This window comes from Paraburkholderia sp. BR14374, from assembly GCF_040948685.1.
Classification (GTDB): Bacteria; Pseudomonadota; Gammaproteobacteria; order Burkholderiales; family Burkholderiaceae; genus Paraburkholderia; species Paraburkholderia youngii.
Genome location: NZ_JBFPKF010000003.1, coordinates 557,281 through 581,127, shown reverse-complemented (window position 1 = coordinate 581,127; position 23,847 = coordinate 557,281). Strand labels below are relative to the sequence as shown.

Here is a 23,847-nt window from a genome sequence, read left to right as displayed (position 1 = left end):
AAAAAGACCATTCTCTAGTTTACTGGATACTCGATCCCTTAAACTGGACGACATGGACATCAACGCCCTGATCGCGTGGCGAGTCAAAGCGCTACGCGACGCTCAGAACTGGTCGCTCGACGCACTGGCCGAACGCAGCAAGGTCAGCCGCTCGAATATCTCGCTAATCGAGCGCGGGCAGAGCAACCCCACCGCAACCGTGCTCGACAAATTGGCAACCGCGTTGAACGTGCCGCTCGCGTCGCTATTCGAGCAGGAGGGCGCACCCGCGGCTGAGCCGTCGCCAGTCAGTCGCGCGGCCGAACAGCCGGTATGGACCGACCCGAGCTCCGGTTATGTCCGGCGTCATCTGTCGCCGACCGCGCGCTCGGCGATCCAGTTGGTCGAGGTCAACTTCCCCGCGGGTCAGCGCGTCAGTTACGAAACTGGCGCACGCGACGCAGACATCCATCAACAGGTATGGATGCTCGATGGGTCGATGGAAATCACGATCGGCGACACCAGTTGGCGGCTCAAGACAGGCGACTGCCTGGCGATGCGGCTCGACAGCCCGATCGTGTTCCGTAACCCTACTCGCAAACGCGCGCGCTATCTCGTCGCGCTGAACACTATGCCAGTCAACGATCGGAGAATCGGATGAGCGATAACGTGACCATTCGGCGCGTCGGCGCGAACGAAGCGGCGGCCTGCGTCGAAGCACTCGCCGACGTGCTGATCGACTGCGTGGAAGGCGGAGCGTCGGTCAGCTTCATGCTGCCGATCTCGCGCAACACCGCGCTCGCGTTCTGGCGCAACGTCGCGGAGGGCGTCGCGCGCGGAGAACGCGCATTGTTGATCGCTGAAGACGGGGAAGGCAGCATCGTCGGCACCGTGCAGTTGATCACCGCGCAACCCGAAAATCAGCCGCATCGCGCCGACGTCGCGAAGATGCTGGTGCACAGAAAAGCACGCCGCCGCGGCGTCGCGCAGGCTCTGATGAACGAACTCGATCGCGTCGCGCGGGAAGAGAAAAAATCGGTTCTCGTGCTCGACACCGTAACTGGCGGCGATGCCGAGCGACTCTATCAGCGCGCCGGCTGGCAACGCGTCGGCAGCGTGCCGAACTACGCGCTGATGCCCGACGGCGCATTCTGCGCCACCACGTTCTATTGCAAACAGCTTTGACTGCGCATGCAGTCCGTTCCGCGCAAGTATTTGAAAGTTTCAACTACTTGCCTATAATGCCTGCACGACGGATAACGGTCGACAGCGGAGCAAATTCTTGTACTCGGACTTCCTGACTTTCAGGCTCGATCTGACGAGCGCGTTGCTGATCAACCGCGCGAACCTGGTCTACCGCGAGCGCTGGGATCTCGACGTGCGCGCGCTGCGCGTGCTGCGCCTCGTATGCGCGGAGCCCGACATCACGCCCAAGGCCGTTTCGCAGCGCGCGTTGATCGAAAAGACGCTGCTTTCCAAAGTTCTCGCCGAGCTTGAATCACGCGGCCTGATCACGCGCAACGTGCATGCATCGGACCGTCGAAGCATCGCGTTACGCGCCACCCATCACGGCCTCGAAGTTGCGCAAGCGTCCGAAGCGGTAGGCACCAAGCTTGAAGTCGAGCTCACGAAGGCGCTGAGCGCGAACGAACGTAAAACGCTCGAACGTCTGCTTAGCAAGCTTTCGCATAGCCTGCTAGAAAGCGAGTCCGCTAGCGCGCCGCCCGCGAGCTCCTGACCAACGGTCCGCATTTCGCAGCGCCCTCCCTGCGCTCGCCCAACACGAAACCACTCAGTGAATTCACACGCCGTCTACACCATTCTCGATCTGATCGGCACCTTCGTATTCGCGATCAGCGGCGCGGTCGCCGCGCGTCAACGACGGCTCGATCTGTTCGGCATCGTCGTGATCGCCTTCATGGTCGCGTGCGGCGGCGGCATCGTGCGCGACGTGTGCATCGGCGCGATCCCACCGGCGGGGCTGTCGAACTGGCGCTATCTGGCCACCGCGCTCGCAGCGGCCGCGGTGACGATTCTCGCGTATCCGCAGGTGCGCCGGCTGCGTCAGCCGGTGCTGTTCTTCGATGCGATCGGGCTCGGTCTGTTCGCGGTGTCGGGCGCGCAGAAAGCGCTCACGTATGGCCACAATGCCGAACTCGCGATTCTGCTCGGCGTCGTCAGCGCGGTGGGCGGCGGTGTGATGCGCGACGTCGTGCTCTCGCGCGTGCCCGCGATTCTCGAGCGCGAGATCTATGCGTCTGCCGCGCTGTTCGGCGCGGCGGTGCAGGTCGGCTTTGCGTATGCGGGCTGGACGGACTGGTGGACGCCGTGGTTCGCGACGTTGGCTTGCGTGATGGTGCGGCTCGCGTCGCTGCGCTACGGCTGGCGGCTCCCGGTCTTCCAGGGCAGACGCGCCGAGACGCGCGACAATTCATAACAGGCTCTGCTCATGCGCCGCCCGCCATGCTAGGCAGCAGATCGCGATAGATATGAATCATCGCGGGCCCCATCAGCACGACGAGCAGCGCCGGAAATATACAGAACATCAACGGAAACAGCAGCTTCAGCGCAATCTTCGCGGCTCGCTCCTCGGCGCGCATCCGGCGGCGCGTGCGCAGCGTATCGGACAGCACGCGCAACGACGCGCCGATGCTGGTGCCGAAGCGCTCGGCCTGGATCAGCATTGCACTGAACGAGTCGATGTCTTCCACACCGGTGCGCAGCGAAAAATTGCGCAGTGCCTTTTCCTTCGAGAAACCCGAGCGCATTTCGAGCAGCATCAGTTCGAGCTCGCTCGCGACCACCGCGCTGCGCAGGCGGATTTCCTCGCCGACTTTCATCAGCGACGCATCGAGGCCCAGCCCCGCTTCCACACACACGGTCAGCAGGTCGAGCGCATCGGGAAAGTCCTCGACGATGCTGCGCTGGCGCGTTGCCGCGCGGCGCGACAGCATGACGTTCGGCAGGTAGTAGCCGAGCGCGGCCAGCACGACGAGCACGATCGCGCGTTCGAGCAGCGAGCTCGCGAACGACGAGCCGTACAGCGCGAGCATCGCCAGCAGCGGCAACGTCAGCGCGAGCGCGGTCTTCGCGGCCAGATAGATCGGCACGGCGTTGGCCGAGCGCCAGCCGGCGTTCATCAACTGCACGCGCAGCGCGGATTGCTCCCAGCCGTCCTTCGGCACCGACAGCTTCGAGATCGGCTGCGAGATCTCGACGAGCTTTTCGTACCACGGCGTCTGCGCGGCGGCGTCGAGTTGCTCCGGCGCCGGCACGGCATTCGCACCGCCCGCCTGCTCGATGCGGCGGCTCATGTCGCGCGGCGTGCTCAGATGCATCGCGCCGAACACGGCCGCGAAGACGATCGCGAATACGGCGGCGAGCAACAGAATCTGCGTAATGTTCAGTGTTTGCATGGTCCTTCTCCGATGACCTCGCGTTCAGACCCGGATCTTCACGATATGCCGCATCCACAGCATGCCGAACAGCATGCTGGCGCCCGCCACCGCGAGCATCTTGATGCCCGCCGGGTCCTCCCACAGCACGTTCAGGAACCCGGGGTTGATCGCTATCATCGCGCCGCCGACGCCGAACGGCAGTAATCCGAGCACCCAACCGGAGACCTTGCCCTCGGCGGAGAGCACGCGAACTTTGTCGAACAGCTTGAAGCGGTCGCGAATCAGGGTGGTGATGCCGTCCAGTACTTCAGCGAGATTGCCGCCCGTCTCGCGCTGGATCACGACGGCGATCACGAAGTAGCGCAGATCGCGAATCGGCACACGTGTCGCGAGATTGGTCAGCGCCTCGCTGATCGATACACCGTAGTTGATCTCGTCGAACACGATGCGAAATTCGCCGCTCATCGGCTCGGCGAACTCGGTGCCGACCATATCGATCGCGCCGGTGAACGCATGGCCCGAGCGCAACGCGCGCGATAGCATGTCGCAAACGTCGGGCAGTTGCCGTTCGAGCTGAAGAATGCGCCGGTTGCGTCGCCGCTGTACGTAGACGAACGGCAGCAACGCGGATAGCGCGGCGGCGCCCGCCGTGAAGCCCCACGGCACCGCGAGGCTCGCGCCCACGATCAGCACGAACGGCGGCAACACCGCGCAGGTGCCGACGAGTCGCCCGACCGACCAGGACAGCCCCGACTGCTGCAGAAACAGATCGAGCGCATGCACGCGCGGAATGCGCAGCAACAGCCGCGTGAGCACAGCCGACTCGGCCATCGTGCGCGACTTCAGAATCGACAGACGCTGCCTGCTCATTGGACCACCGGCCGATACCGCGCGAATCCGCGAATCGACGCGGCGCGCGACCGGGCCGTGCCGGCTGTTCCAATACTCGTAGACGCCGCCCGTCGCCAGCACCACGGCCGCGAACAGCAGAATGATCGACGCGTAGAAAATCGGGCTCATGCAAGTCTCCTGAAACAACGGGCGAGCGCACAGCGCGCGTGGCCCATCGACGTCATGTCGTTTCGAAGCGCCGCGCCGGATCGTAGACCTGGTCCGACGGCGCCACGCCGAATGCCTGCAAGCGTTCGGCGAATTTGGGCCGCACGCCGGTTGCGCAGAAATGGCCGCGCACATTGCCCTTGGTATCCACCCCGGAGCGGCGGAACACGAAGATCTCCTGCATGTTGATCATGTCGCCCTCCATGCCGGTCAGCTCCGAAATGCTGACGATCTTGCGGCGGCCGTCGGTCAGTCGCGTGGCTTGCACGATCACCGAAATCGCCGACGAAATCTGCTGGCGCATCGTGCGTGTCGGCAGGGACAGGCCGCCGAGCGTCATCATGTTTTCGAGGCGCGTCAGTGCATCGCGCGGTGTATTCGCGTGGATCGTCGACAGCGAGCCTTCGTGGCCGGTGTTCATCGCGTTCAGCATGTCGAGCGCTTCGGCGCCGCGCACCTCGCCGAGAATGATGCGATCGGGGCGCATCCGCAGCGCATTGCGCACCAGCGTGCGCTGCGTGATCTCGCCGCGTCCCTCGATGTTCGGCGAGCGCGTCTCCAGCCGCAGCACGTGTTGCTGGCGCAGCTGCAGCTCGGCCGCGTCCTCGATCGTGACGATGCGCTCGTCACCCGGAATGAAACCGGACAGCAGGTTCAGCAGCGTGGTCTTGCCGCTGCCCGTGCCGCCCGACACGAGCATGTTCACCTTCGCGCGCGCGAGCGCGTCGAGCACTTCAGCCATCGGCGGCGTCAGGCTCTGCAATTCGATCAGGTCGGCAACCTGCAACGGATTCGCGGCGAAACGGCGAATCGACAGCAACGGACCGTCGATCGCGCAGGGCCGGATGATCGCGTTCACGCGCGAGCCGTCCGGCAGGCGTGCGTCGACCATCGGGCTCGATTCGTCGATATGGCGGCCGACCCCTGAGACGATCTTCTCGATGACTTTCATCAGATGCGCGTCGTCGTAGAAGGTGACGTCGGTCGCCTCCAGCCGGCCGCGGCGCTCGACGTACGTCTGACGATGCGTATTCACCAGAATGTCGGACACGGTCGGGTCACGCAGCAGCACTTCGAGCGGACCGAAGCCGAACATTTCATCGTGCACGTCGCCGACGAGTTGCCGGCGTTCGAGATCGTTGGCGGGCGCCTTCTGGTCTTCGAGAATGCGTCCGATCAACGTCGCGATCTCCTGACGCACCTGCTCGGGCGGCAACCTCGACAGCCGTTCGAGCTCGACGCGTTCGAGCACCGCCTGATGAATCTCCCGTTTCAGTTTCTGGTAGGCGCCGCGCACCATGCCGGCGCTCGCCGGGTCGTGGCGTTCGCCCAGCGGCTGCGCCCGTTGCGCGGAAATCTGCTCACGAAGCGACATGACGTTCCCCTGTTCTGATCGTGTGGCGTTGGCGCGTTAAAGCGTTTCGAGTTTCGGCGACGACTGGCGGCCGAACAGCCGCCCGAGAAGCGACTCGCCCTTCGCGCGCGAACGCTCCGCTTTGGTCTCGCGCGCCGCGATGTTTTCGGCGAGCGCCTGCAGACTGCGCGCAACCCCGCTGCCGCGCCCGGTCTTCGACACCGGCAACCCCTGGTTCATCGCATCGGTCACCGTTTCGGCATCCTCGGGGATCACCTGATACGCGCTCATGCCGAGCACGGATTCGAGCGCCGCGCGCGGCCGCTCGCCGTGCCGCGTATAGCGGTTCAGGACCAGCCGCATCTGCTCCTGCGCGTAGCCGAGCGAGCACAGAATCTCCTGCAACCGACGGCCGGCACGCACGTGCGGCATGCTCGCCTGCAGCACGATATGAATCTGGTCGCTGCGATCTAGCGCGAGCATCGACAGCCGGTTCAGCGTCTGGCCGAGATCGAACAGCACGAAGTCGTAATGCGGCGCGGCGACGCCGAGCAGCCACTCGAGACGGTCTTCCTTGATCTCGGCCGCCTTCACCGGGTCGCCCGCGCCGGCGAGGATATGGAAGCTGTCGCTCACGTGCACGAGGCTCGTGTCGAAGAACGCGGCATCCATGCGTTCGATCTGCGCGCAGATTTGCGGCAACGTCGACGGCGGCGTCTGGTCGGAGACCAAAAACGCGGCATCGGCGAACTGCTGGTTCAGATCGATCAGCAATACGCGCTTTTTCTGCGGCAGCGTCGCGATCGCATGCGCGACGTTAGCGGCGATGAAGCTGGTGCCCGCGCCGCCCTTGCACGACATGAACGACAGAATCCGCGTGTCGCGCGTGCCGCCTTGCAGGCTCTGCGCCTGTGCGCGCTGCAACGCGTCGCCGAACTGGTGCGAATCGAGCGGCCAGTTCAGCACGTCGCGAAAGCCCGCGCGCATCGCGGCGATCAGCGTCTGCGGCGACGCGTCAGGAATCAGCAGGATGCAGGTGAGCCGCCCATGCTCGCGATGCAGGCGCTCCACCACCGCGAGCTCCGCGTCCTTCAGCGACGCGGAGTCGACGATCAGCACATCGAACGCGTCGAGCGTATCGCCGCGTTCGCCGAGCAGCGAGGGCGTGCCCATCGCGCGCGTGATCCGGTAGTCGCCGGCTTCGCCGCTCAGCTGCGCGATCTGAGCGAGCCGTGCGCCGTCTTCAGAGAGAGCCAGGATGTTGATCATGATGTTCTATACCAAGCTGTCGAATTAGCCGGCGGATGGTGCGTCCGCCAGCCGCGCCACGTCCGCTATCACTGAGCGCCGCCACTGCTGCCGATTCCGACCACGAACGGATTGAACGTCGTGACCGGTGTCTGGAACGACTTGTCGTACTGCTGCTGCGCGGCGACCGCGGCCTTGCCGTCTACGCCTGGCGTGGACGGCGTGTGCTCGCCCGCATGCGGATCGATGATCTGCATCTGCGTTACGGTGCGCACGGCGTCGCCGACGTGCGCGTCCCAGATCGGCGAGCTCGACATGCAGCCGCTCAACGAGCCGCCCAGCGTAGTGCACACCGTCAGCAGCAACGCCGCGCGGCGCGTGATCAGAAGATGTTCGAGTTTCATGGGAGTCTCCTTCGCGGCGCGTTACGGGTTAGGCTGGGTGGTCTTGATCGTCGGGTTGCCTGGGCTCAGGGCGTCGGCTTTGGCGAGCGCGGGTTCGGCGTTCGTTTGCATTTGCGCCTGCGCCGACGACGCTGCCGTTGTTGTCACCTTGTCCGGTGGCGGCATCGCAGCTGACGGTGCCAGCCGGTCCGCCTGGGTGTCGCGCGGCAGCAGCGCGGCGGGTGCGGCCGAGCCTTCGGTCGGTGCCGGCGTCGGAACAGGTGCGGGCGCCGCGGGTTGCGTTTGCGGTTGCGCGGGCATCTGCGGCGCGTTCGGGTTCGCCGCGCCCGCGGCCTGCGCCGCGGGCCGGCGGCCTTCCATGTTGCCGGTCGCGTAGACGGTGGCATCCGACACGCCCGTGAAGCTATCGGTCGGCAGCGGATAATCGCCCGCCGGCAGCGGCTTCACCAGATGCACCGTGACGATGAAGATCAGCTCCGTGCGATCCTGCTGGAACGACGTACTGCGAAACAGCGCGCCGAGCACCGGTACCTCGCCGAGGGCGGGCAGCGCCTTCAGCGAGCCAGTGATGTTGTTCTGAATCAGCCCGCCGATCGCGAAGCTCTCGCCGTCGTTCATCTGCACCGTCGTCGACGCGCGCCGTGTCGTGATCAGCGGCAGGATCGTCGTGTTGCTCGTGCCGCTCGCCGTTACGGTGACGCCGGTCGGCGACAGTTCCGACACTTCCGGCGCCACCTTCAGATTCACGCGGCTGCCGGCCAGCACGGTCGGCGTGAACTTGAGGCCGACGCCGAACTCTTCTTCCTGCAGCGTAATCGTCGAGCCGCCCGTGCCGTTGCTTTGCGGAACAGGAATGAAGACCCGGCCGCCCGCGAGGAACGACGCCTCCTGGCCGCTCAACGTGACGAGGTTCGGCTCCGCGAGAATCTTGCTGAGGCTGTCGCTCTTCTGTGCGTCGACGGCGATATTGAATGGCTTGTTGTTCGCCTTGCTCACCGCGACACCGCTGCTGACGCCGGCGAGCAGGCTGCTCACCAGCGCGCCGGTCCACGAACCGAAGCCGCCCTGGATGTTGACCGCCGCGCCCAACTGATTGAGCAGCGTCTTCGAGACCTCAGCGACCTTCACTTCGAGCATCACCTGTTGCGGCGAATCGACCGTCATCATGTTGATGACTTCGGAGCCCTTGCTAACACTCGTGCTTTGCTGCGAGATCGAACCACCGTTGCCAAAGCTCGCGGTGCTCGACTGATCCTGCTGGGTGGGTTGCGCACCCGCGTAAGCGCCGGCGATGCTCATCGCCTGCTGCGCAGCCTGCCCGCTCGACACGCGGCCCGCGAGCACGAGGTTGCCGGCCGCGCTCGACACGCGAATGCCGCGCTCGTTCGGCAGCAGTTGCGCAAGCGTGCGCTGCAGCCCTTCGGCATCGACGCCGACGCTCACGTCGATGATCTGGCATGCGCCGCTGCGGCCCTGCACGATCATGTTCGTGGTACCGACACTCATGCCGACCACGTACAGCGTGCGTTGCGACACGAGCGTCGCCTGCGCGACGACCGGATTGCCGAGAGTGCGGTTGCGCGCGGGTTCGACGAGCGGAACCAGGGTCGACTTGCCGACCGCCACCGACACGCTCGACTCGTCGCGAATCTCGCCGGTGCAGTTCGGCCCGGTCAGTTGCACGGGGGCGACCGTCCGGCCGCTCGTCGCGCCGCTGGGCATCGGCGTGTTGCTGACCAGCATCGGCACGGCGCCCCGGCCGACCGGCAGCGGCGCGGTCTGCGCGCCCCAGCCTGGCGGCATTTGCGCGGCGGCCAGCGTTTGTGCCGCGCTGTCTTGCGCGGCCGCAAGTCCGGCGCATAGCGCGGCGGCGAGCACCGTGCCGCCGAGCGAGCGGCAACGCTTGCCGCCGCCGGATGAGAACCGTTGTTGTGTTTTCATGTTGCTGCCCCCGTCGCTCGATAGTTGTAAACCGAGACGTCTTTTGATTGCCTTCTTGTTCAGATCGCCGCGTCTGTCATGAACCCGCGCGCCGCGACCGCGCTAGAAACATTCGACGCTGCCCGTCACCCCCGACAGCACGCCGACGCAGTCGCGCTTGGGCGCCGGACGCGCCGCATAGTGCGTGCGCATCGGATGCACGTCGGGGGCCGCCGGCGCCGAAGCCGGCACGTCGAGCAAGGTCAGCTTGGTCGCGCCGCCGGTGCTAGGGGTCTGCTTGTCGATCTGGTTGCGCAGCACCAGCGACAGCGTGCCGACACTGCGCGCGAGGTCGAGCTTCTCGGCCTGTTCAGGCGTCACCTCGAGCGTCACCGCGTTGACCACTTTCGGCGCGGTGTCGTCGCGGCTCACTTGCTGCGCGACTGCGAGCACGAGGATCTTTTCGAGCACGATCTTCGAGATGCTTTGCGACGTGTCCGTCTTGTTCGCCTGCTGGGTATTGACGATCACGTCGACATAGTTGCCCGGAAGCGCGAAGCCCGCGACGCCGACCACGTCATTCACGCGCACCGTGATCGCGCGATGACCTTCGCCGATCACCGCTGACAGGCCGCCCTTCGTGCCCTGCGGCGCGAGCTTCGATTCGAGCACCGGCTCGCCGGGCGAGAGACTCGTCAGCAGCACGCGCCCTTCGAGCGCCTTGCCGTCGGCGAATGCACCGGGCGGCACGCTCGAAGTCGGCCAGCTGACCATGTGGATCAGGTTCTGGTTCAGCGGCTGTCCGAGGCTGATGTCCGACGAGGCGACCGCAACCGACGTCACCGCGCCCGACGACGTTTGCAGCAGCCAGCGCGACGCGAAAATCACGGCCGCGAAGCCCGCGAGCACGGCGATCGTCAGCATCACTAAAGCCCGACTGTTTTTCATGGCAATACTCCCGCATCGTTCAGTGGAAACGTCCAGCTATAGCGCGGCCGCGAACAGCATGCCGAGGGTTCCGGCCGCGATCGCGACGCCGTAGGGAATCGACCCGACCGATCCGGACTGCGCATCGATCAGGCTCGGTTGTGTGAGCGGCGCGACGACGAGCCCGCCGATCAGTTGGCGCAGATTCGCGCGCAAGCGCGCGAATCTGCCGCGGCATAGCACGATCAGCAGCGACCAGAGTCCGCCGATCAGAAAAGTGGCGAGTGCGATCCGCCAGGTCAGCGAAGGTCCGACCCACGCGCCGATCGTCATCAGCAGCTTCACGTCGCCGGCGGCCATGCCGCGCACCAGATAGAACGGCAACAGCACCGCGAAGCCGCACGCGGCGCCGATCAGCCATTCAAGCGCGCCGGCGAGCGGACCGTGAATCGACATCTGCACGATCAGCGCGACGCACAGTCCGAGTGCGATCAGGCGATTCGGAATGCGCCGCGCGGTGAGATCGGTGCTCGCGGCCACGATCGCCAGCACGATCACGCACAGCGGTACAGGATGTGGTGGCAGAGGTGGCAGCGTCATGATGATCTCGTGATGCATGATGGAGCCGCGTCAGATCGACGAGGCGAGGTTGGTAAAGACCGAGCTGATGCTGCCGCTGAGCAGCTGAACGGCTCCGATGATCGCGAGGGAGATCAGCCCCGCGAGCAGTCCATATTCGATTGCGGTTATGCCGTCTTGGTCGGCCACGAAGCGCGTGACGCGGGCAATCAAATCCTTCATGACTGGCTCCTTTCTTACGGAAGAAAGGCGACGGACGAATGGCAATGTTCGCCCGTCGCGCCGGAACTTAGATCGACGATGCGATGCTGTCGAAAACCGTTGACAGGTTGGTGGCCAGCCCTTTGACCGCAGCGATGATCGCGAGAGCGATCAGGCTCCCGAGCAGGGCATATTCGATGGCGGTCACGCCATCTTCGTCACGAACGAAACGGACTGCGGTAGCGATGATCTTCTTCATGGTTTTACTCCTCTGGATAACTGACTGATTAAACCCTTGACCGGAATTGGCGCGGGTGGTGGCACTACGGGCACTGCGGGATGCTGCAACGAATTGTGTGAAGCTGCTGACTAGCTTCGCCGCCCAGTCAGCATCGTGCGGCTGTCGAGCCACACGATCGCAACGCTGGACGAGACGAACTGGAGGAAACGGGGAAAGTTATGCGGCTCGCGCCGGGCAAGCCGAAATGTGGCCGCGAGCCGCGGGCGCAGCATGGCCGAAAGAGGTGTGCCGCACGTAGGCTTGTTATCGTCGCGCAATCGCTTGAGCTGGCTCTTCATACATCCCCCGCATTTCATGATTTTTTCTTGGCGTCGGCTCGAGGCCGGCACTCGCTAGTCAGTCGACGTGGGTTCTCTCTACCTCGCCACGGTGTACTGCCTGTTCTGATCGGCAGCATCGTGTTGTCGACTTCCGCGCACTCCCTATTGCAAAGACGGGGCCAGCTTTGCGAAAACAACGTAACGACGCGGGTTTGGGCCGGGTGGCCTGCGGTGTCGCGCCGTGTTCGCGTCCGAAATGTGCAAATGACGCGACGCCTTATGTGGCCAGACGAACATTTCGCAAATCGCGTAGAGGCGCGCCACGCAAGGCTCGGCAATTTTTTCCCAGGACATTCCCTAGTTCGGTAAAAACGAAATTCACCCCGAAAACCGCCCTTTGCGAAGGGTACGCCGGTCCAAAGCGTCTCATCGGCGAGACCGCTTGGTGCGTTGGCACACATAACGCCCGTCGATTGGCCCGCTATTTGGCGGGATCGGCAGTGCGCGGCGTGCGGCCTCGAAAACGCGAGCTTGAAAGTCCAATAAATTTCCGCCAACAATGCGCTGACCAGGTCGGCGCAACGGCACAGCTTTTGAATCGATGTCGCGCGGACATTAAGAAAATGGAATCAATAAGCAGAGCGAACGGCGGGTCGACAGACCCGATCCGGATCACACGGGGGCGGGGATCATGGACATACCACAATGGCGCATGCGCAGTGACGACAGGGAGATTCACGGCTGGCTCACACCCGAGCGCATCGTCGTCTACGGCGCCGCAATGTGCTTGCTCTACGTGGTGCTTTTGACGGCGTGGGCCTATACGAGTCACGGCTTCACTGTCCCCAAAGCCCCGCGCCCCGGCTACGATTTTTCGATTTTCTGGTCGGCATCGTATGGTTTGCTGCACGGCTCGGCGGCGCAGGTCTATGACCATGTGTCGTTTGACAGAATCCAGCAGACATTCTTCGTTGACCTGCGCGGAGGCAGCCTGATGCCGTGGCTATATCCGCCCACGTTCCTTGTGCTGATCTCGCCGCTCGCGCTGCTGCCGCCGTTCTTCATGTATCTGGTGTTTGTCGGGATTGGCATCGCTCTGTTCAGCGCGAGCACTGTGCGCGTGTCGGGCCTGGCCAACAGCTTTCGAGGATCGCGCTTCGCATGGTTCGTTGTCGCGGCGTCGCCATGCGCGTTTGTGCCAGCCATGATGGGCCAGAACTCATTGCTGACAGCCGCCATCGCCGCGCTCACGCTGCATTGGCTGCGCCGCTATCCGGTACGCGCTGGGCTGTGCCTCGGCCTGCTCGCAATCAAACCGCAGATGGCCGTGCTGTTTCCGCTCGTTCTGATTGCCGCGCGCGCATGGCGCACGCTCGCGGCCGCCGCGCTCAGCGCGGCACTGTTCGGCGCGTTCAGTGTGCTGGTGTGCGGCGTGCAATCGGTGCGACTCTTCTTCGTCAACACCGGCATCGCGCGCGAGACGCTGCTCGAACACTGGCGCGGATACTGGCTCGCGTCGCCGACAACCTTCGCAGTGCTGCGCGAAGGCGGCGCGCCGATCGTCGCGGCCTTCGCGGCCCAGGCCTGCGTTGGGCTCGTCGCCGCGGCAGCCGTATGGCACGTATGGCGAAACACGCGCGACACACGCCTGCGCGCGGCAAGCTTCGTGATCGGCACGCTGCTCGCGAACCCGTACGTTTGGCACTATGAACTCGCATGGCTCGGCATCGCGATTGCAAGCCTGAGCGCGCTAGGCATCGACAAAGGCTGGCTGCGCGGCGAGCAGAGCGTGATCGCGCTCGCGTGGCTACTGCCGGTCTACGAACTCTTCAATCGCGTGACGCAACTGCCGCAAATCGGCCCGATCGTGCTGCTGCTGATGCTGCTGATCGTCTTGCGCCGCGTGCGCGTGAGCACCTGGGGGCGTGACGAGCACGCCGCCCTCGCCTATTCGTTCCCACTCAAGTAATTCGATAAACGGGAAAGCGTCATGCCAACTAATACACCCACGCCACTCATCTCTCTCGTCGTGCCGTTCTACAACGAGCAGGACGCCGTGGACCGCTTCTTCGCGGCAGTCGTGCCAGTGCTCGAATCAATCGAGCGCACGCGCTTCGAGATCGTCTGCATCAACGACGGCAGCAGCGACGCGACGCTCGATCGGCTGGTCGCGCAGAGCAGCCGCGACCGGCGCATTCGCGTGATCGACCTGACGCGCAACTTCGGCAAGGAAGCGGCGCTGACCGCCGGCATCGACGAAGCATTCGGCGATGCGGTGATTCCGATCGACGCGGACCTGCAGGACCCGCCGAGCCTGATCCCGGTGATGGTCGAGCATTGGCGCGCGGGCGCCGAAGTAGTCGCGGCCAAACGCACGAACCGCCTGTGCGATACGCTCGCCAAACGCACGGCGGCCGCGCTCTACTATCGCGTGCACAATGCGCTATCCGAAGTGAAGCTGCCGGAGAATGTCGGCGACTTCCGGCTGATCGATCGTCAGGTGGTCAACGCGCTGCGCAGCCTGCCGGAGCGCCGTCGCTTCATGAAGGGCCTGTTCGCGTGGGTCGGCTACCGCACCGTGATCGTCGAATACGAACGCGAGCCGCGCAGCGCCGGCCACTCGAAGTTCTCCGGCTGGCGGCTGTGGAACTTCGCGCTCGAAGGCATCACGAGCTTCAGCACGGTACCGTTGCGCAGCTGGACTTATATCGGACTATCCATCGCGACGCTCGCGTTCGTCTACGGCGGTTTCGTCATCGGCCGCACGCTGTGGTCGGGCAATCCGGTGCCCGGTTACGCGTCGACGATCTCGGTGATGCTGTTCATGGGCGGCATCGAGCTGATCGGCATCGGCGTGATCGGCGAATACGTCGGCCGCATTTACCACGAGTCGAAGGAACGGCCCGTTTATCTGGTGCGGCGTCGCTATCAGGCGAAGAGCAAGGTCAGCACATTGCCGGGCGTGCGCGAGGATGCGCGCGCGGCGCATGTGGGGCGCGTCGAACCGACACGCAGGCGGGCCGCGCCGCGGTTTCGCGTAGTCGGCCACTGAAAGCCGAGGAGTTGACCATGTCTCCCGATGCATACCTCGAAATGGCCGCAACCGAAGCCGGGCACTGGTGGTTTCGCGCGCGGCGCGACGTGCTGCGCACGCTGCTCGAACGGCTCGCGTTACCGCACTGCGCGCGCGTGCTCGAAGTGGGCTCCGGCACCGGCGGCAACCTCGACATGCTGGCCGGCTTCGGCACCATCAGCGGCCTCGAGATGGACCCGACCGCTCGGGCGCTGAGCGCGCGCAAGACCGGCAAGCAGTTCGACATCCGCGCGGGCCACTGCCCCGACGACGTGCCGTTCGACGGCGAACGCTTCGACCTGATCTGCTTCTTCGACTGCCTCGAACATATCGCCGACGACGCCGGCTCGCTCGCAGGCATGCGCGATCTGCTGACACCGGGAGGCCGCATCGTCGTGACGGTGCCGGCCGGACAACATCTGTGGAGCGCGCACGATGTTTTCCTGCATCACTACCGCCGCTATAGCCGCACTTCGCTGATGCGCTGCGCGGCCGTGGCCGGCTACGAAGTCGAACGCGTCAGCTATTTCAACACGCTGCTCTATCCGGTCGCGGTGGTCGCACGCTGGGCCGATCGGCTGCTGCATCGCCAGCATTCGAGCGGCGACGCGATTCCGCCGTGGCCGCTCAACGCGGCGCTGTACCGCATTTTCAGCGCCGAGCGCCACTGGCTCGCGCATGCGCCGCTGCCTTATGGCGTATCGCTGTTCGCGGTCCTGCGCAAGCGCGAAGGAGCGCCGCGATGATGCTGGTCGATCGAGTCAAGCTGATGCGCTTCGGCGCGAGCGGCGTCATCGCGACCGGCCTGCATGTGTGCATTGCGCTGACGCTGATCGCGGACGCCGGCATGTCGCCGCCGTGGGCCAACGCGATCGCGTTCACGTGGGCGACGGCGGCCTCGTATCTGTTGAACACGTTCTGGAGTTTTTCGGCGCTGCCCGCGTTGATGAACGCTGGGCGGTTCGTGCTCGTATCGCTGGGCGGCCTGACGTTGACCGCGCTCGTATCGCGCCTGACGCAGCTCGCGGGCGGCCCGCCCGCGCTCGGTATCGGGCTCGTCGTGTGCGTGGTGCCGCCGCTCACGTTCATCGCGCATCGGTGCTGGACCTATCGCTGAATACGAAGTGCGCGTAACGCGGCTCACGCCGTGCGCAACGCCTTCTGACACGCCGCGAGTACCGCGCCGCCCGCCAGCAGCAGCGCCGAATACACGAGCCCGCGCGCGAGCCCGGCGCCATCCGACACCCAGCCGATCACTACCGGCCCGACGATCTGCCCGAACGCGAACACGATCGTGAAGGCGCTGATGCCCTTCGCCCAGTGGCTCGCGGGCAGATTGTGGCGCACGAACGCGGTCGTCGATGCGACCGCCGACAGGAACGTCGCGCCGAACAGCGTGCCCGAAACGAACGCGACCCACGGCTGCGTGAACAGCGCGGGCAGCAGCGTCGCGATCGCCAGCAGCGCGTTGAGCACGGCGAGCGCCTGGCCGCCGCGCATGCGATCGAGCAGCGTCGACCAGATCCGCGCCGACACCACGGTCGCGGCGCCGAGCAGCAGATAGAAGCCGGTGACGACCGCCGCGCTCATGCCGGCGTTGCGCAGCAGCGCGACGATGAACGTCATGTAGCCGATATAGCCGACGCCGAACAGTCCGTAGCCCGCGAGCGCGGCTGCGAACTGCGGCCAACCCGGCGCGGAAGTGGCGCCGGCTGCATGCGCGGCAGCCGCCGCGCTCGTATGCGCGCGCTCGATTCTGCGCGACGCGCCGATCGCGACCGCGGCGAACAGCGCGCAGGCCGCCGCGAGCGCGAACCACGCGAACTGCCAGCCGTGGGCGGCGTCAAGGATCGTCACCGGCACCAGCAACGACGACGCGACGATCCCCCAGCCGGTGCCCCCGTAATACAGACCGAGCACGAGCCCCGCGTCGCGCGGGCGCGCCGACGCGAGCCGCGCCGCGAGCACGCCGCCGCCGATGAAGATCGCCGCGCTGCTCGCGCCAGTGATTACGCGCAGTGTCAGCAGCGCATCCGTGCTGGCGGTGAGGCCGCTGCCGGCCATCAACAGCGCGGTCAGCACGCAACCGCCCGCGAACAGCGCGCCCGCCGACCAGCGGCGCGCGAGGCGCGGAAACACCAGCGCGCCGAGCAGATAGCCGAGCGCGTTCGCGGTGTTCATCGCGCCGGCCTGCGCGAAGCTCCAGCCGAGGTCGAGCTTCATCGACGGCAACAGCAGCGCGTAGGCGAAGCGCGCGAGGCCGAGCGCTGTTGCGCTGCCGAGCGATAGCGCGGCGGCCAGCAGCAGTGTCGGCCGACGGCGGGCGGTGATCGTGGTTGGAGCGTGCGATGCGGTGTCGGCGGAACGGGAGAACATGGGCGGACGGACCTGAACGAGAACGCTGCGAGCCGGTTCTGATTGGATGATGAGTCGGACGAATGCGGCAGATTGCCATGATAGCCGGGAGAAACGTTTCGGCTTGACGGTTAGTTGCAGAGCAACGCAAGTTGCAGTTGTGGCCGAGCGCGAGCGCGCGCGCGGCTGCATCCGAACACGACGCTGCGCAAGCGCCTGCGTTGCGCGTTGCGCGATACGTCGGTCGATATCGATGAGCGGTTGCTGTGGTCGGATGAAGCCGCGAGCTTCTCGCTCCAACTCGCGAGGTATGGCAAGTGGCAGTTGCCCGATCTGCCGATGGGCGGCAAGGGTCGCGCGGCGGCAACGGTCGCGCAGCCGGTGAACAAGGTGTCAATGATCGGCTGGCCGAAGAGGACGGCGCGCCAGCGCTTCGAGCGCTCTACCCGCCCGCCCCTTCCGGCTCATGCGGCACGAGCCGAGCTTTCGCGTGGCGCATCTTTTCCAGCGTCTCGGGCCCGGCCTTCAGCGCGACGCCGATCGCGAGCGCATCCATGATGCACAGATGCACGAGCCGCGATACGCCCGGCGTATTCGGATCGATCGGACTCGCCACGCGCAGCAGCAGCGGAATATCGACGAGCCATGCGAGCCGCGAGCCGACGTTGGTCAGCGCGATCGTCGTCGCGCCGCGCTCCTTCGCGATCTGGATGCTTTCGTTGACTTCGACGCTGCGCCCCGAATGCGAGATCGCAAACGCGACGTCGCCCGGCTCCATCAGGCCCGCGTAAAGACGCTGCAAATGACCATCGGTGAACGCGGCCGCCGCGATGTCGATGCGCAAGAACCGCAGCGCCGCATCCTGTGCGACGAGCCCCGAACCTGAACCCACGCCGAAGAAAAACACGCGCCGGGCGCTCACGAGCGCCGCGATCGCGCTTTCGACCACCGCAGGATCGAGCGCTCCGCGCGCATGCGTGATGCCGTCGATCGCCGCTTCCCCGACCTTGTCCATCAAGGTCTGCACGTCGTCGTCGCGCGCGACCGCGGTCGACGCATACGGCAATCCGCCCGCCACGCTTTGCGCGAGCTGCATCTTGAAGTCGCGCAGACCGTGCGCACCGATCGCGCGGCAAAAACGCGTGACGGAAGGCTCGGACACGTCGGCGCGCTGCGCGAGATCGGTGATGCTCGCGCGCATCGCGAAGTCGACGTCGGCAAGCACCATGTCGGCGACCTTGCGCTCGGCGGGCCGCAGACTCGCGAGTGCGTTGCGGATATGGGGAATCAAGTTCGGTGCGGACACCCGGTGTTCCTTAGGGGCTGTTTCATATGGTTCCGCGTCGCTCGCAGCTTCTTCGCTTCAATCGGCCTGATCAAACCAGCCTGCGTCCACTCTCCGTATCGAACAGATGAATGTGTTCGGCCGGCAGACGCAGCGCAACACGCTGACCGGGCTCGATCTTCGAGCGTTCGCGCGTTGTCACGCACCACGCGGAGCCGCCTATTTTCCCGTACAAGTGCGTCTCGGCGCCAGTTGGCTCGATCACTTCGACGTCGAGCGCGGCATCCGGTATCTGCGCCGTGATCTCGATGTGCTCGGGCCGCACGCCGAGCGTGGCCTGCGCACCGACCACGGCCGACGCAGGCGTACTTTCGAGCGCGACCTCGCTGCCGTCCGCGAGCTTCAATACGAGGCCCGCACCCTGGGTGCGAGTGACGATCACGCCCTCGACGAAATTCATCGACGGCGAGCCGAGGAAGCTCGCGACGAACAGATTCGCCGGCCGGTCATAGAGTTCGAGCGGACGGCCGATCTGCTCGATCCGTCCCGCGTTCATCACGACGATGCGATCGGCCATCGTCATTGCTTCGATCTGATCGTGCGTGACGTAGATCACCGTGTTCTTCAAGCGCTGATGCAGCGCCTTGATTTCGGTGCGCATCTGCACACGCAGCTTTGCGTCGAGGTTCGACAGCGGCTCGTCGAACAGGAACAGCGACGGCTCGCGCACCACCGCGCGGCCCATCGCGACACGTTGCCGCTGACCGCCCGACAGCGCGCGCGGCAAACGGTCCAGATAGCCGCTGAGGTTCAGCATCTTCGCGGCCGCATCGATGCGCGGCTTGTATTTCTCCGACGACTCTTTGCGGATTCTCGGACCGAACGCGATGTTTTCATACACCGACAGATGCGGATACAGCGCGTAGCTCTGGAACACCATCGAGATATTGCGCTGCTGCGGCGCGAGCGTATTCGCGCGCGTGCCGCCGATCATCAGATCGCCGCCGCTGATTTCCTCGAGCCCGGCCACCATCCGCATCAGCGTGCTCTTGCCGCAGCCCGACGGACCGACCAGCACGACGAACTCGCCGTCGTCGATGTCGAGATCGATGCCGTGCACGACCTGGGTGTCGCCATAGCGTTTGAAGATGCCGCTCAGTTGCACTGCTGCCATGCTGTCCTCATCGTCTTGCTGCGTGTTGTAGTGCGGGTGTCGTAATGCGCGCGCCGTGCGCGGCTCAGAACGACTCGAGCGTCAGCTCCTGCGCCATTAGCCGGTTGCCCGCCATCAAGCCGCCGTCGACCGGCAACGCGACACCGGTGATCACGCGCGCTTGCGGCGACGCGAGAAACAGCACCGCGTCGGCGATGTCGTCGGGCGTCGCGAAGTCGCGCAACGGGTACCACTTCTTCAGCTCCTCGAACACCTGCGGATTCTTGTCGACGCGGGCCCGCCACGCCTGCGTCTTCACAGTGCCCGGGCATACGATGTTCGCGCGAATGCCATAGCGGCCCAGCTCGATCGCGAGCGCCTTCGTATAGCTGATCAGGCCGGCCTTCGCGGCGCTATATGCTGGATGACCGAGCGCCGCAAGACCGTTCACGGAGCCGATCAGCACGAGCGCGCCGCGCTGCCGTTCGATCATCGACGCGCGCACCGCCTCGACCGTGTGATACGTGCCGTTCAGATTCAGATGGATGTCGCGCTGCCAGCTCGCGGCGTCGGTAGTCGCGAGCGACGCGCCGAGCGCCGCGCCCGCGTTCGCGACCAGCACGTCGACCGGTCCGCGCTGCGCGACCGCCGCGGCCACCGCTTGCTGCACCGCGGCGGCGTCGCCGAGATCGACCGCGACCGGCACGATCCTGCTTGCGCCGAGTCGCGCGCTCAGCGCTTGCAGCGAGGCCGCGTCGATGTCGAGCGCGAGCACGGTGTCGCCCGCCTCGACGAAGCGCTCGCATAACACGCTGCCGATACCGCCGCATGCGCCGGTTACCAATACGACACGATCCATGTGTTCCTCGCTCGTTCGCCCGGCCGATTCGGCCGTCTTGCCGTCGCCTTCCGCCACCCGGCCCGCGCCGCGCGCCTCGCTGTAAATTTCCTACAAAAAGCGTTTGCGAGGACTGCCCGGCCATCCCGAAGAGTGGGTTTCCGTAACATCGCGCAGTGCAGAATGCCCCATGCTTTCCAGCATCTTATGCACAAAATCACCGAGGAAAAAATATCGCAGACCCTACGTGACAAGCTATTTTGCGTCATGTAGGATTTTTTCAAACAATTTACCTAAGGCGGCCGGCGACGGCAGCAAACCACCAGGAGAGAGAAAAATGTCGTTGCATGCCCGTGCTTCCCTCGCGCTAGGCAAAGTCGCCGTGGCGCTCGCGTTTGCAGGTATCGCCGTGTCGGCCCACGCCGAAACGGTCCGCGTGACGGTCGCGCACTACAGCGACGCGACCGCGCCGTACTTCGAGAAAATGGCCCGCAACTTCGAGAAGGCCAACCCCGGCACGACCATCAAGATCGAAGACGTGAACTGGGACACGCTGCAACAGAAGCTGCAAACGGACATCTCCGGCGGCGCCAACGCGGACCTCGCGATCGTCGGCACGCGGTGGCTGCTCGACTTCGTGAAGGACGACGTCGCCGAGCCGCTCGACGGCTATATGGACGCGAACTTCAAGGCCCGCTTCATCGGTCCGTTCCTCGCGCCCGGCCAGATCAACGGCAAGACCTACGGGCTGCCGATCGCCGCTTCCGCTCGCGCGCTGTACTACAACAAGGACATGCTCGCGAAGGTCGGCTATCCCGACGGCCCGAAGACCTGGAACGACGTGATCGATGCCTCGAAGAAGCTGAAGGCGCAAGGCATCGCCGGCTTCGGCCTGCAAGGCAAGGAAATCGAAACCGACGTCTACTATTACTACGCGCTGTGGACGATGGGCGGCGACGTGGTGGGCAAGGACGGCAAGGCCGCGTTCAATTCGCCGGCGGGCGTGAAGGCCGGGACGATGTACAAGCAGATGATCGACCAGGGTCTCACGCAACCGGGCGTCACCGGCTATAGCCGCGAAGACGTGCAGAACCTGTTCAAGCAGGGCCGCGTCGCGATGGTGATCTCCGCGCCGTTCCTCGCGAAGCAGATCAAGAAGGAAGCGCCGAACCTGAAGTACGGCATCGATCCGGTGCCGATGGGCACGACGCATGCCACCTACGCGGTCACCGACTCAATCGTGATGTTCAAGAACTCGAAGGCGAAGAAGACCGCGTGGAAGTTCCTCGACTATCTGTTCACGAAGGAACCGCGCGTCGAGTTCACGACGACCGAAGGCTTCCTGCCGACCACGAAGGCCGAAGCGGCGGACCCGGCGTTCAACGATCCGGACATCAAGGCGTTCATCGCGTTGCTGCCCACGGCTCACTTCGCGCCGACCGTGACCGGCTGGGAAGACACCGCGAAGGCCGTGACCGACTCGATGCAAGCGATATATCTGAGCAAGGCGCAACCGGCTGACGCGTTGAATGCGGCGGCTGCGCAGGCGAACAAGTCGCTCGGTCATTGATACGCGGTTTCAGTAACGAGACGAACAGGGGACGCGCGGCGCCGTAGTTAAAGCGCCGCGCGTTGCGCACACCCCCAATATTCGAGCCTATGCAGCACGACGCACCCACCGGCCCATTCCGTCGCGCCCGCCGCCAGAAAGCGGGCGCGTCTTACGATCGAGCACGCATGAGCCGCTCCGTTTCTCCGCGCGCGCATGCGCCCTGGTTGCTGATTGCGCCGAGCCTCGTGCTCGCGCTGTTCATCATCAGCTATCCAATTTTCAACATCGTGTGGCAATCGCTGCATGAGGTGTCGCGCTTCGGCGCGATTCGCGACTTCACCGGCGCGCAGAATTTCATCAACGTATTCCAGGATCCGGTGTTTGTCGCTTCGGTACGCCGCACGATCATCTGGACCGTGTGCGTGGTGGGTGGCACGGTGCTGATCTCGGTACCTGTCGCACTGATTCTGAATCAGGACTTTCACGGCCGCGGTGTCGCGCGCACGATCGTGATGCTGCCGTGGTCCGTCTCGCTGACGATGACCGCCGTCGTCTGGCGCTGGGCCTTCAACGACGACTACGGCATGGTCAACGTGACGCTGCAGCGGCTCGGCCTGATCAGCGGCCCGATTCACTGGCTCGCGACGCCCGAGTTCGCGTTTCCCGTCGAAATCGCGGTCGGCATTCTGGTGTCGATTCCGTTCACGGTGACGATTTTTCTTGGCGGCCTGTCTTCGGTGCCGAGCGATATCTACGAAGCTGCGCGGATCGACGGCGCGAGCGCTTGGCAGCAGTTCCGTCAATTGACGATGCCGCTGCTGCGCCCGTTCATCAACATGGCGATCCTGCTGAACGTGATCTACGTGTTCAACTCGTTTCCGATCATCTGGGTGATGACGCAAGGCGGGCCCGACAACAGCACGCACATCCTCGTCACCTATCTGTACGAACTCGGCTTCCGGCTCGGACGCCCCGGCGAGGCGGCCGCCGTTTCGCTGATCATGCTCGTCATGCTGTTCGCGTTCTCGATCGCTTATCTGCGTCTGCAACGCACGAAAGAAGGAGTGCCGTCATGAGTCTGAGCGCGAAGACCAAACGCTCGCTGTGGTGCTGGATCGCGCTGACGCCGCTCGTGATCGTCATATTGTTTCCGTTCGCGGTGATGTTCTTCACTTCGGTAAAGCCCGCGTCGGAGATCTTCGTCTATCCGGCGCGCTGGCTGCCGGTGCAGTGGCAGTGGCGCAATTTCGTCGACATGTGGGAGGCGGCCAACTTCGGCGTCGCGCTGCGCAACAGCGCGATCATCAGTTGCCTGTCCACCGCGCTCGCACTCGCGGTGAGCCTGCCCGCCGCTTACGCGCTCGCGCGCTTTCCGTTTCGCGGACGCGGTCTGTACAGGCAGTTCCTGCTCGTCACGCAGATGCTGTCGCCGATCCTGCTGGTGGTCGGCCTGTTCCGGCTCGCTGCGATGATTCCGTGGGGCGACGGCAACCTGGTCGATTCGAGGATCGGCGTGATCGTGTCATACGCGGCGTTCAATATCGCGTTCGCGGTGTGGATGCTGTCGTCGTACTTTCAGACCGTGCCGCAGGATCTCGAGGAATCCGCGTGGCTCGAAGGCTGCAGCCGTACGCGCGCGGTGTTCAAGGTGTTTCTGCCGCTCGCGGTGCCGGCGATCGTCGTAACTGCGATCTTCACGTTCATCAATGCGTGGAACGAGTTCGCGGTGGTCTATACGTTGATCCGTTCGCCGGAAAACAAGACGCTGACCGTCCAGGTGACCGATATGGTGGCGGGCAAGTACGTGGTCGAATGGCATCTGGTGATGGCCGCGACCTTGGGCGCGACGCTGCCGGTTTCGATCGTGTTTGCGTGGTTGCAGCGTTATATGGTGAAGGGGCTCGCGCTCGGCGCGGTGAAGTAAGCGGCTGCGCGGCGAGCGCCGCGCAGTATGCACATGC

The 23,847-nt window shown here is 64.8% G+C and carries 26 protein-coding genes; 11 read left to right on the top strand and 15 right to left on the bottom strand.

The genetic code is table 11. From position 1 onward, the window contains the following. The first annotated feature begins 52 nt into the window (after positions 1 to 52). From AB3X86_RS09840 to AB3X86_RS09825, 4 genes are all read left to right on the top strand, one after another. Complete coding sequence (locus AB3X86_RS09840; RefSeq protein ID WP_368595802.1) at positions 53 to 640, top strand: helix-turn-helix domain-containing protein; 588 nt, start codon at positions 53 to 55, stop codon at positions 638 to 640. After that, complete coding sequence (locus AB3X86_RS09835; protein ID WP_368595801.1) at positions 637 to 1,164, top strand: N-acetyltransferase family protein; 528 nt, start codon at positions 637 to 639, stop codon at positions 1,162 to 1,164. The genes AB3X86_RS09840 and AB3X86_RS09835 overlap by 4 nt, the downstream gene beginning before the upstream one ends. Positions 1,165 to 1,261: 97 nt before the next feature. After that, positions 1,262 to 1,717 carry a MarR family winged helix-turn-helix transcriptional regulator gene (locus AB3X86_RS09830; protein ID WP_368595800.1) on the top strand — a complete coding sequence of 152 codons (456 nt, stop codon included), beginning with the start codon at positions 1,262 to 1,264 and terminating at the stop codon, positions 1,715 to 1,717. A gap of 57 nt (positions 1,718 to 1,774) precedes the next feature. Further along, complete coding sequence (locus AB3X86_RS09825; RefSeq protein ID WP_368595799.1) at positions 1,775 to 2,416, top strand: trimeric intracellular cation channel family protein; 642 nt, start codon at positions 1,775 to 1,777, stop codon at positions 2,414 to 2,416. A gap of 10 nt (positions 2,417 to 2,426) precedes the next feature. Here AB3X86_RS09825 and AB3X86_RS09820 read toward each other — a convergent pair whose 3' ends face one another. The 11 genes from AB3X86_RS09820 to AB3X86_RS09770 form a co-directional block, all read right to left on the bottom strand. Then, positions 2,427 to 3,395: a type II secretion system F family protein gene (locus AB3X86_RS09820; protein WP_368595798.1), complete on the bottom strand. Its 969-nt coding sequence runs from the start codon at positions 3,393 to 3,395 to the stop codon at positions 2,427 to 2,429. A gap of 24 nt (positions 3,396 to 3,419) precedes the next feature. Beyond that, positions 3,420 to 4,397: a type II secretion system F family protein gene (locus tag AB3X86_RS09815; protein ID WP_368595797.1), complete on the bottom strand. Its 978-nt coding sequence runs from the start codon at positions 4,395 to 4,397 to the stop codon at positions 3,420 to 3,422. Positions 4,398 to 4,449: 52 nt separating this feature from the next. Further along, on the bottom strand, positions 4,450 to 5,811 hold the full coding sequence (locus AB3X86_RS09810; protein WP_368595796.1) for a CpaF family protein: 1,362 nt from the start codon (positions 5,809 to 5,811) through the stop codon (positions 4,450 to 4,452). Between the two features lie 36 nt (positions 5,812 to 5,847). Next, positions 5,848 to 7,059, bottom strand: a complete 1,212-nt coding sequence (locus AB3X86_RS09805; protein WP_368595795.1) for a CpaE family protein — start codon at positions 7,057 to 7,059, stop codon at positions 5,848 to 5,850. Between the two features lie 68 nt (positions 7,060 to 7,127). After that, a complete protein-coding gene (locus tag AB3X86_RS09800) occupies positions 7,128 to 7,442 on the bottom strand; it encodes a hypothetical protein (protein ID WP_368595794.1) in 315 nt (104 codons plus the stop codon). A gap of 21 nt (positions 7,443 to 7,463) precedes the next feature. Continuing rightward, positions 7,464 to 9,383 (bottom strand): type II and III secretion system protein family protein, encoded by a 1,920-nt coding sequence (locus AB3X86_RS09795; RefSeq protein WP_368595793.1) that lies wholly within the window; start codon positions 9,381 to 9,383, stop codon positions 7,464 to 7,466. 102 nt (positions 9,384 to 9,485) lie between these two features. Further along, positions 9,486 to 10,310: a Flp pilus assembly protein CpaB gene (cpaB, locus tag AB3X86_RS09790; protein WP_368595792.1), complete on the bottom strand. Its 825-nt coding sequence runs from the start codon at positions 10,308 to 10,310 to the stop codon at positions 9,486 to 9,488. Positions 10,311 to 10,346: 36 nt separating this feature from the next. Next, positions 10,347 to 10,889, bottom strand: coding sequence for a prepilin peptidase (locus AB3X86_RS09785; RefSeq protein WP_368595791.1), 543 nt, complete (start codon positions 10,887 to 10,889; stop codon positions 10,347 to 10,349). Between the two features lie 30 nt (positions 10,890 to 10,919). Beyond that, positions 10,920 to 11,090 carry a Flp family type IVb pilin gene (locus AB3X86_RS09780; RefSeq protein ID WP_368595790.1) on the bottom strand — a complete coding sequence of 57 codons (171 nt, stop codon included), beginning with the start codon at positions 11,088 to 11,090 and terminating at the stop codon, positions 10,920 to 10,922. Between the two features lie 67 nt (positions 11,091 to 11,157). Then, a complete protein-coding gene (locus AB3X86_RS09775) occupies positions 11,158 to 11,328 on the bottom strand; it encodes a Flp family type IVb pilin (RefSeq protein WP_368595789.1) in 171 nt (56 codons plus the stop codon). 110 nt (positions 11,329 to 11,438) lie between these two features. Continuing rightward, a complete protein-coding gene (locus tag AB3X86_RS09770) occupies positions 11,439 to 11,648 on the bottom strand; it encodes a hypothetical protein (RefSeq protein ID WP_368595788.1) in 210 nt (69 codons plus the stop codon). A 673-nt stretch (positions 11,649 to 12,321) separates the two neighbouring features. Here AB3X86_RS09770 and AB3X86_RS09765 point away from each other — a divergent pair. The 4 genes from AB3X86_RS09765 to AB3X86_RS09750 are packed head-to-tail and all read left to right on the top strand — an operon-like array spanning position 12,322 to position 15,820. Beyond that, the gene (locus AB3X86_RS09765) at positions 12,322 to 13,599 is read left to right on the top strand and encodes a glycosyltransferase family 87 protein (protein WP_368595787.1); all 1,278 of its coding nucleotides are present in this window, start codon (positions 12,322 to 12,324) and stop codon (positions 13,597 to 13,599) included. 21 nt (positions 13,600 to 13,620) lie between these two features. Continuing rightward, on the top strand, positions 13,621 to 14,682 hold the full coding sequence (locus AB3X86_RS09760; protein WP_368595786.1) for a glycosyltransferase family 2 protein: 1,062 nt from the start codon (positions 13,621 to 13,623) through the stop codon (positions 14,680 to 14,682). 17 nt (positions 14,683 to 14,699) lie between these two features. Next, positions 14,700 to 15,449 (top strand): class I SAM-dependent methyltransferase, encoded by a 750-nt coding sequence (locus tag AB3X86_RS09755; protein WP_368595785.1) that lies wholly within the window; start codon positions 14,700 to 14,702, stop codon positions 15,447 to 15,449. After that, positions 15,446 to 15,820 carry a GtrA family protein gene (locus AB3X86_RS09750; RefSeq protein WP_176121064.1) on the top strand — a complete coding sequence of 125 codons (375 nt, stop codon included), beginning with the start codon at positions 15,446 to 15,448 and terminating at the stop codon, positions 15,818 to 15,820. Before AB3X86_RS09755 ends, AB3X86_RS09750 begins: the two co-directional genes overlap by 4 nt. 23 nt (positions 15,821 to 15,843) lie before the next feature. Here the strand turns inward: AB3X86_RS09750 and AB3X86_RS09745 are convergent, their stop codons facing one another. The 4 genes from AB3X86_RS09745 to AB3X86_RS09730 all read right to left on the bottom strand — a co-directional run bounded on the left by AB3X86_RS09745 (position 15,844) and on the right by AB3X86_RS09730 (position 20,355). Continuing rightward, complete coding sequence (locus tag AB3X86_RS09745; RefSeq protein WP_368595784.1) at positions 15,844 to 17,079, bottom strand: YbfB/YjiJ family MFS transporter; 1,236 nt, start codon at positions 17,077 to 17,079, stop codon at positions 15,844 to 15,846. A 421-nt stretch (positions 17,080 to 17,500) separates the two neighbouring features. Further along, positions 17,501 to 18,364 carry a MurR/RpiR family transcriptional regulator gene (locus AB3X86_RS09740; protein ID WP_176106831.1) on the bottom strand — a complete coding sequence of 288 codons (864 nt, stop codon included), beginning with the start codon at positions 18,362 to 18,364 and terminating at the stop codon, positions 17,501 to 17,503. Between the two features lie 70 nt (positions 18,365 to 18,434). Beyond that, positions 18,435 to 19,517, bottom strand: coding sequence for an ABC transporter ATP-binding protein (locus AB3X86_RS09735; protein ID WP_368595783.1), 1,083 nt, complete (start codon positions 19,515 to 19,517; stop codon positions 18,435 to 18,437). A 64-nt stretch (positions 19,518 to 19,581) separates the two neighbouring features. Further along, complete coding sequence (locus tag AB3X86_RS09730; protein ID WP_368595782.1) at positions 19,582 to 20,355, bottom strand: SDR family oxidoreductase; 774 nt, start codon at positions 20,353 to 20,355, stop codon at positions 19,582 to 19,584. 316 nt (positions 20,356 to 20,671) lie between these two features. Here AB3X86_RS09730 and AB3X86_RS09725 point away from each other — a divergent pair, with 316 nt between their 5' ends. The 3 genes from AB3X86_RS09725 to AB3X86_RS09715 all read left to right on the top strand — a co-directional run bounded on the left by AB3X86_RS09725 (position 20,672) and on the right by AB3X86_RS09715 (position 23,810). Further along, positions 20,672 to 21,904: an ABC transporter substrate-binding protein gene (locus tag AB3X86_RS09725; RefSeq protein WP_368595781.1), complete on the top strand. Its 1,233-nt coding sequence runs from the start codon at positions 20,672 to 20,674 to the stop codon at positions 21,902 to 21,904. Positions 21,905 to 22,071: 167 nt separating this feature from the next. Continuing rightward, positions 22,072 to 22,962, top strand: coding sequence for a carbohydrate ABC transporter permease (locus AB3X86_RS09720; RefSeq protein ID WP_176121060.1), 891 nt, complete (start codon positions 22,072 to 22,074; stop codon positions 22,960 to 22,962). After that, positions 22,959 to 23,810: a carbohydrate ABC transporter permease gene (locus AB3X86_RS09715; protein ID WP_368583022.1), complete on the top strand. Its 852-nt coding sequence runs from the start codon at positions 22,959 to 22,961 to the stop codon at positions 23,808 to 23,810. The genes AB3X86_RS09720 and AB3X86_RS09715 overlap by 4 nt, the downstream gene beginning before the upstream one ends. Positions 23,811 to 23,847 lie beyond the last annotated feature (37 nt).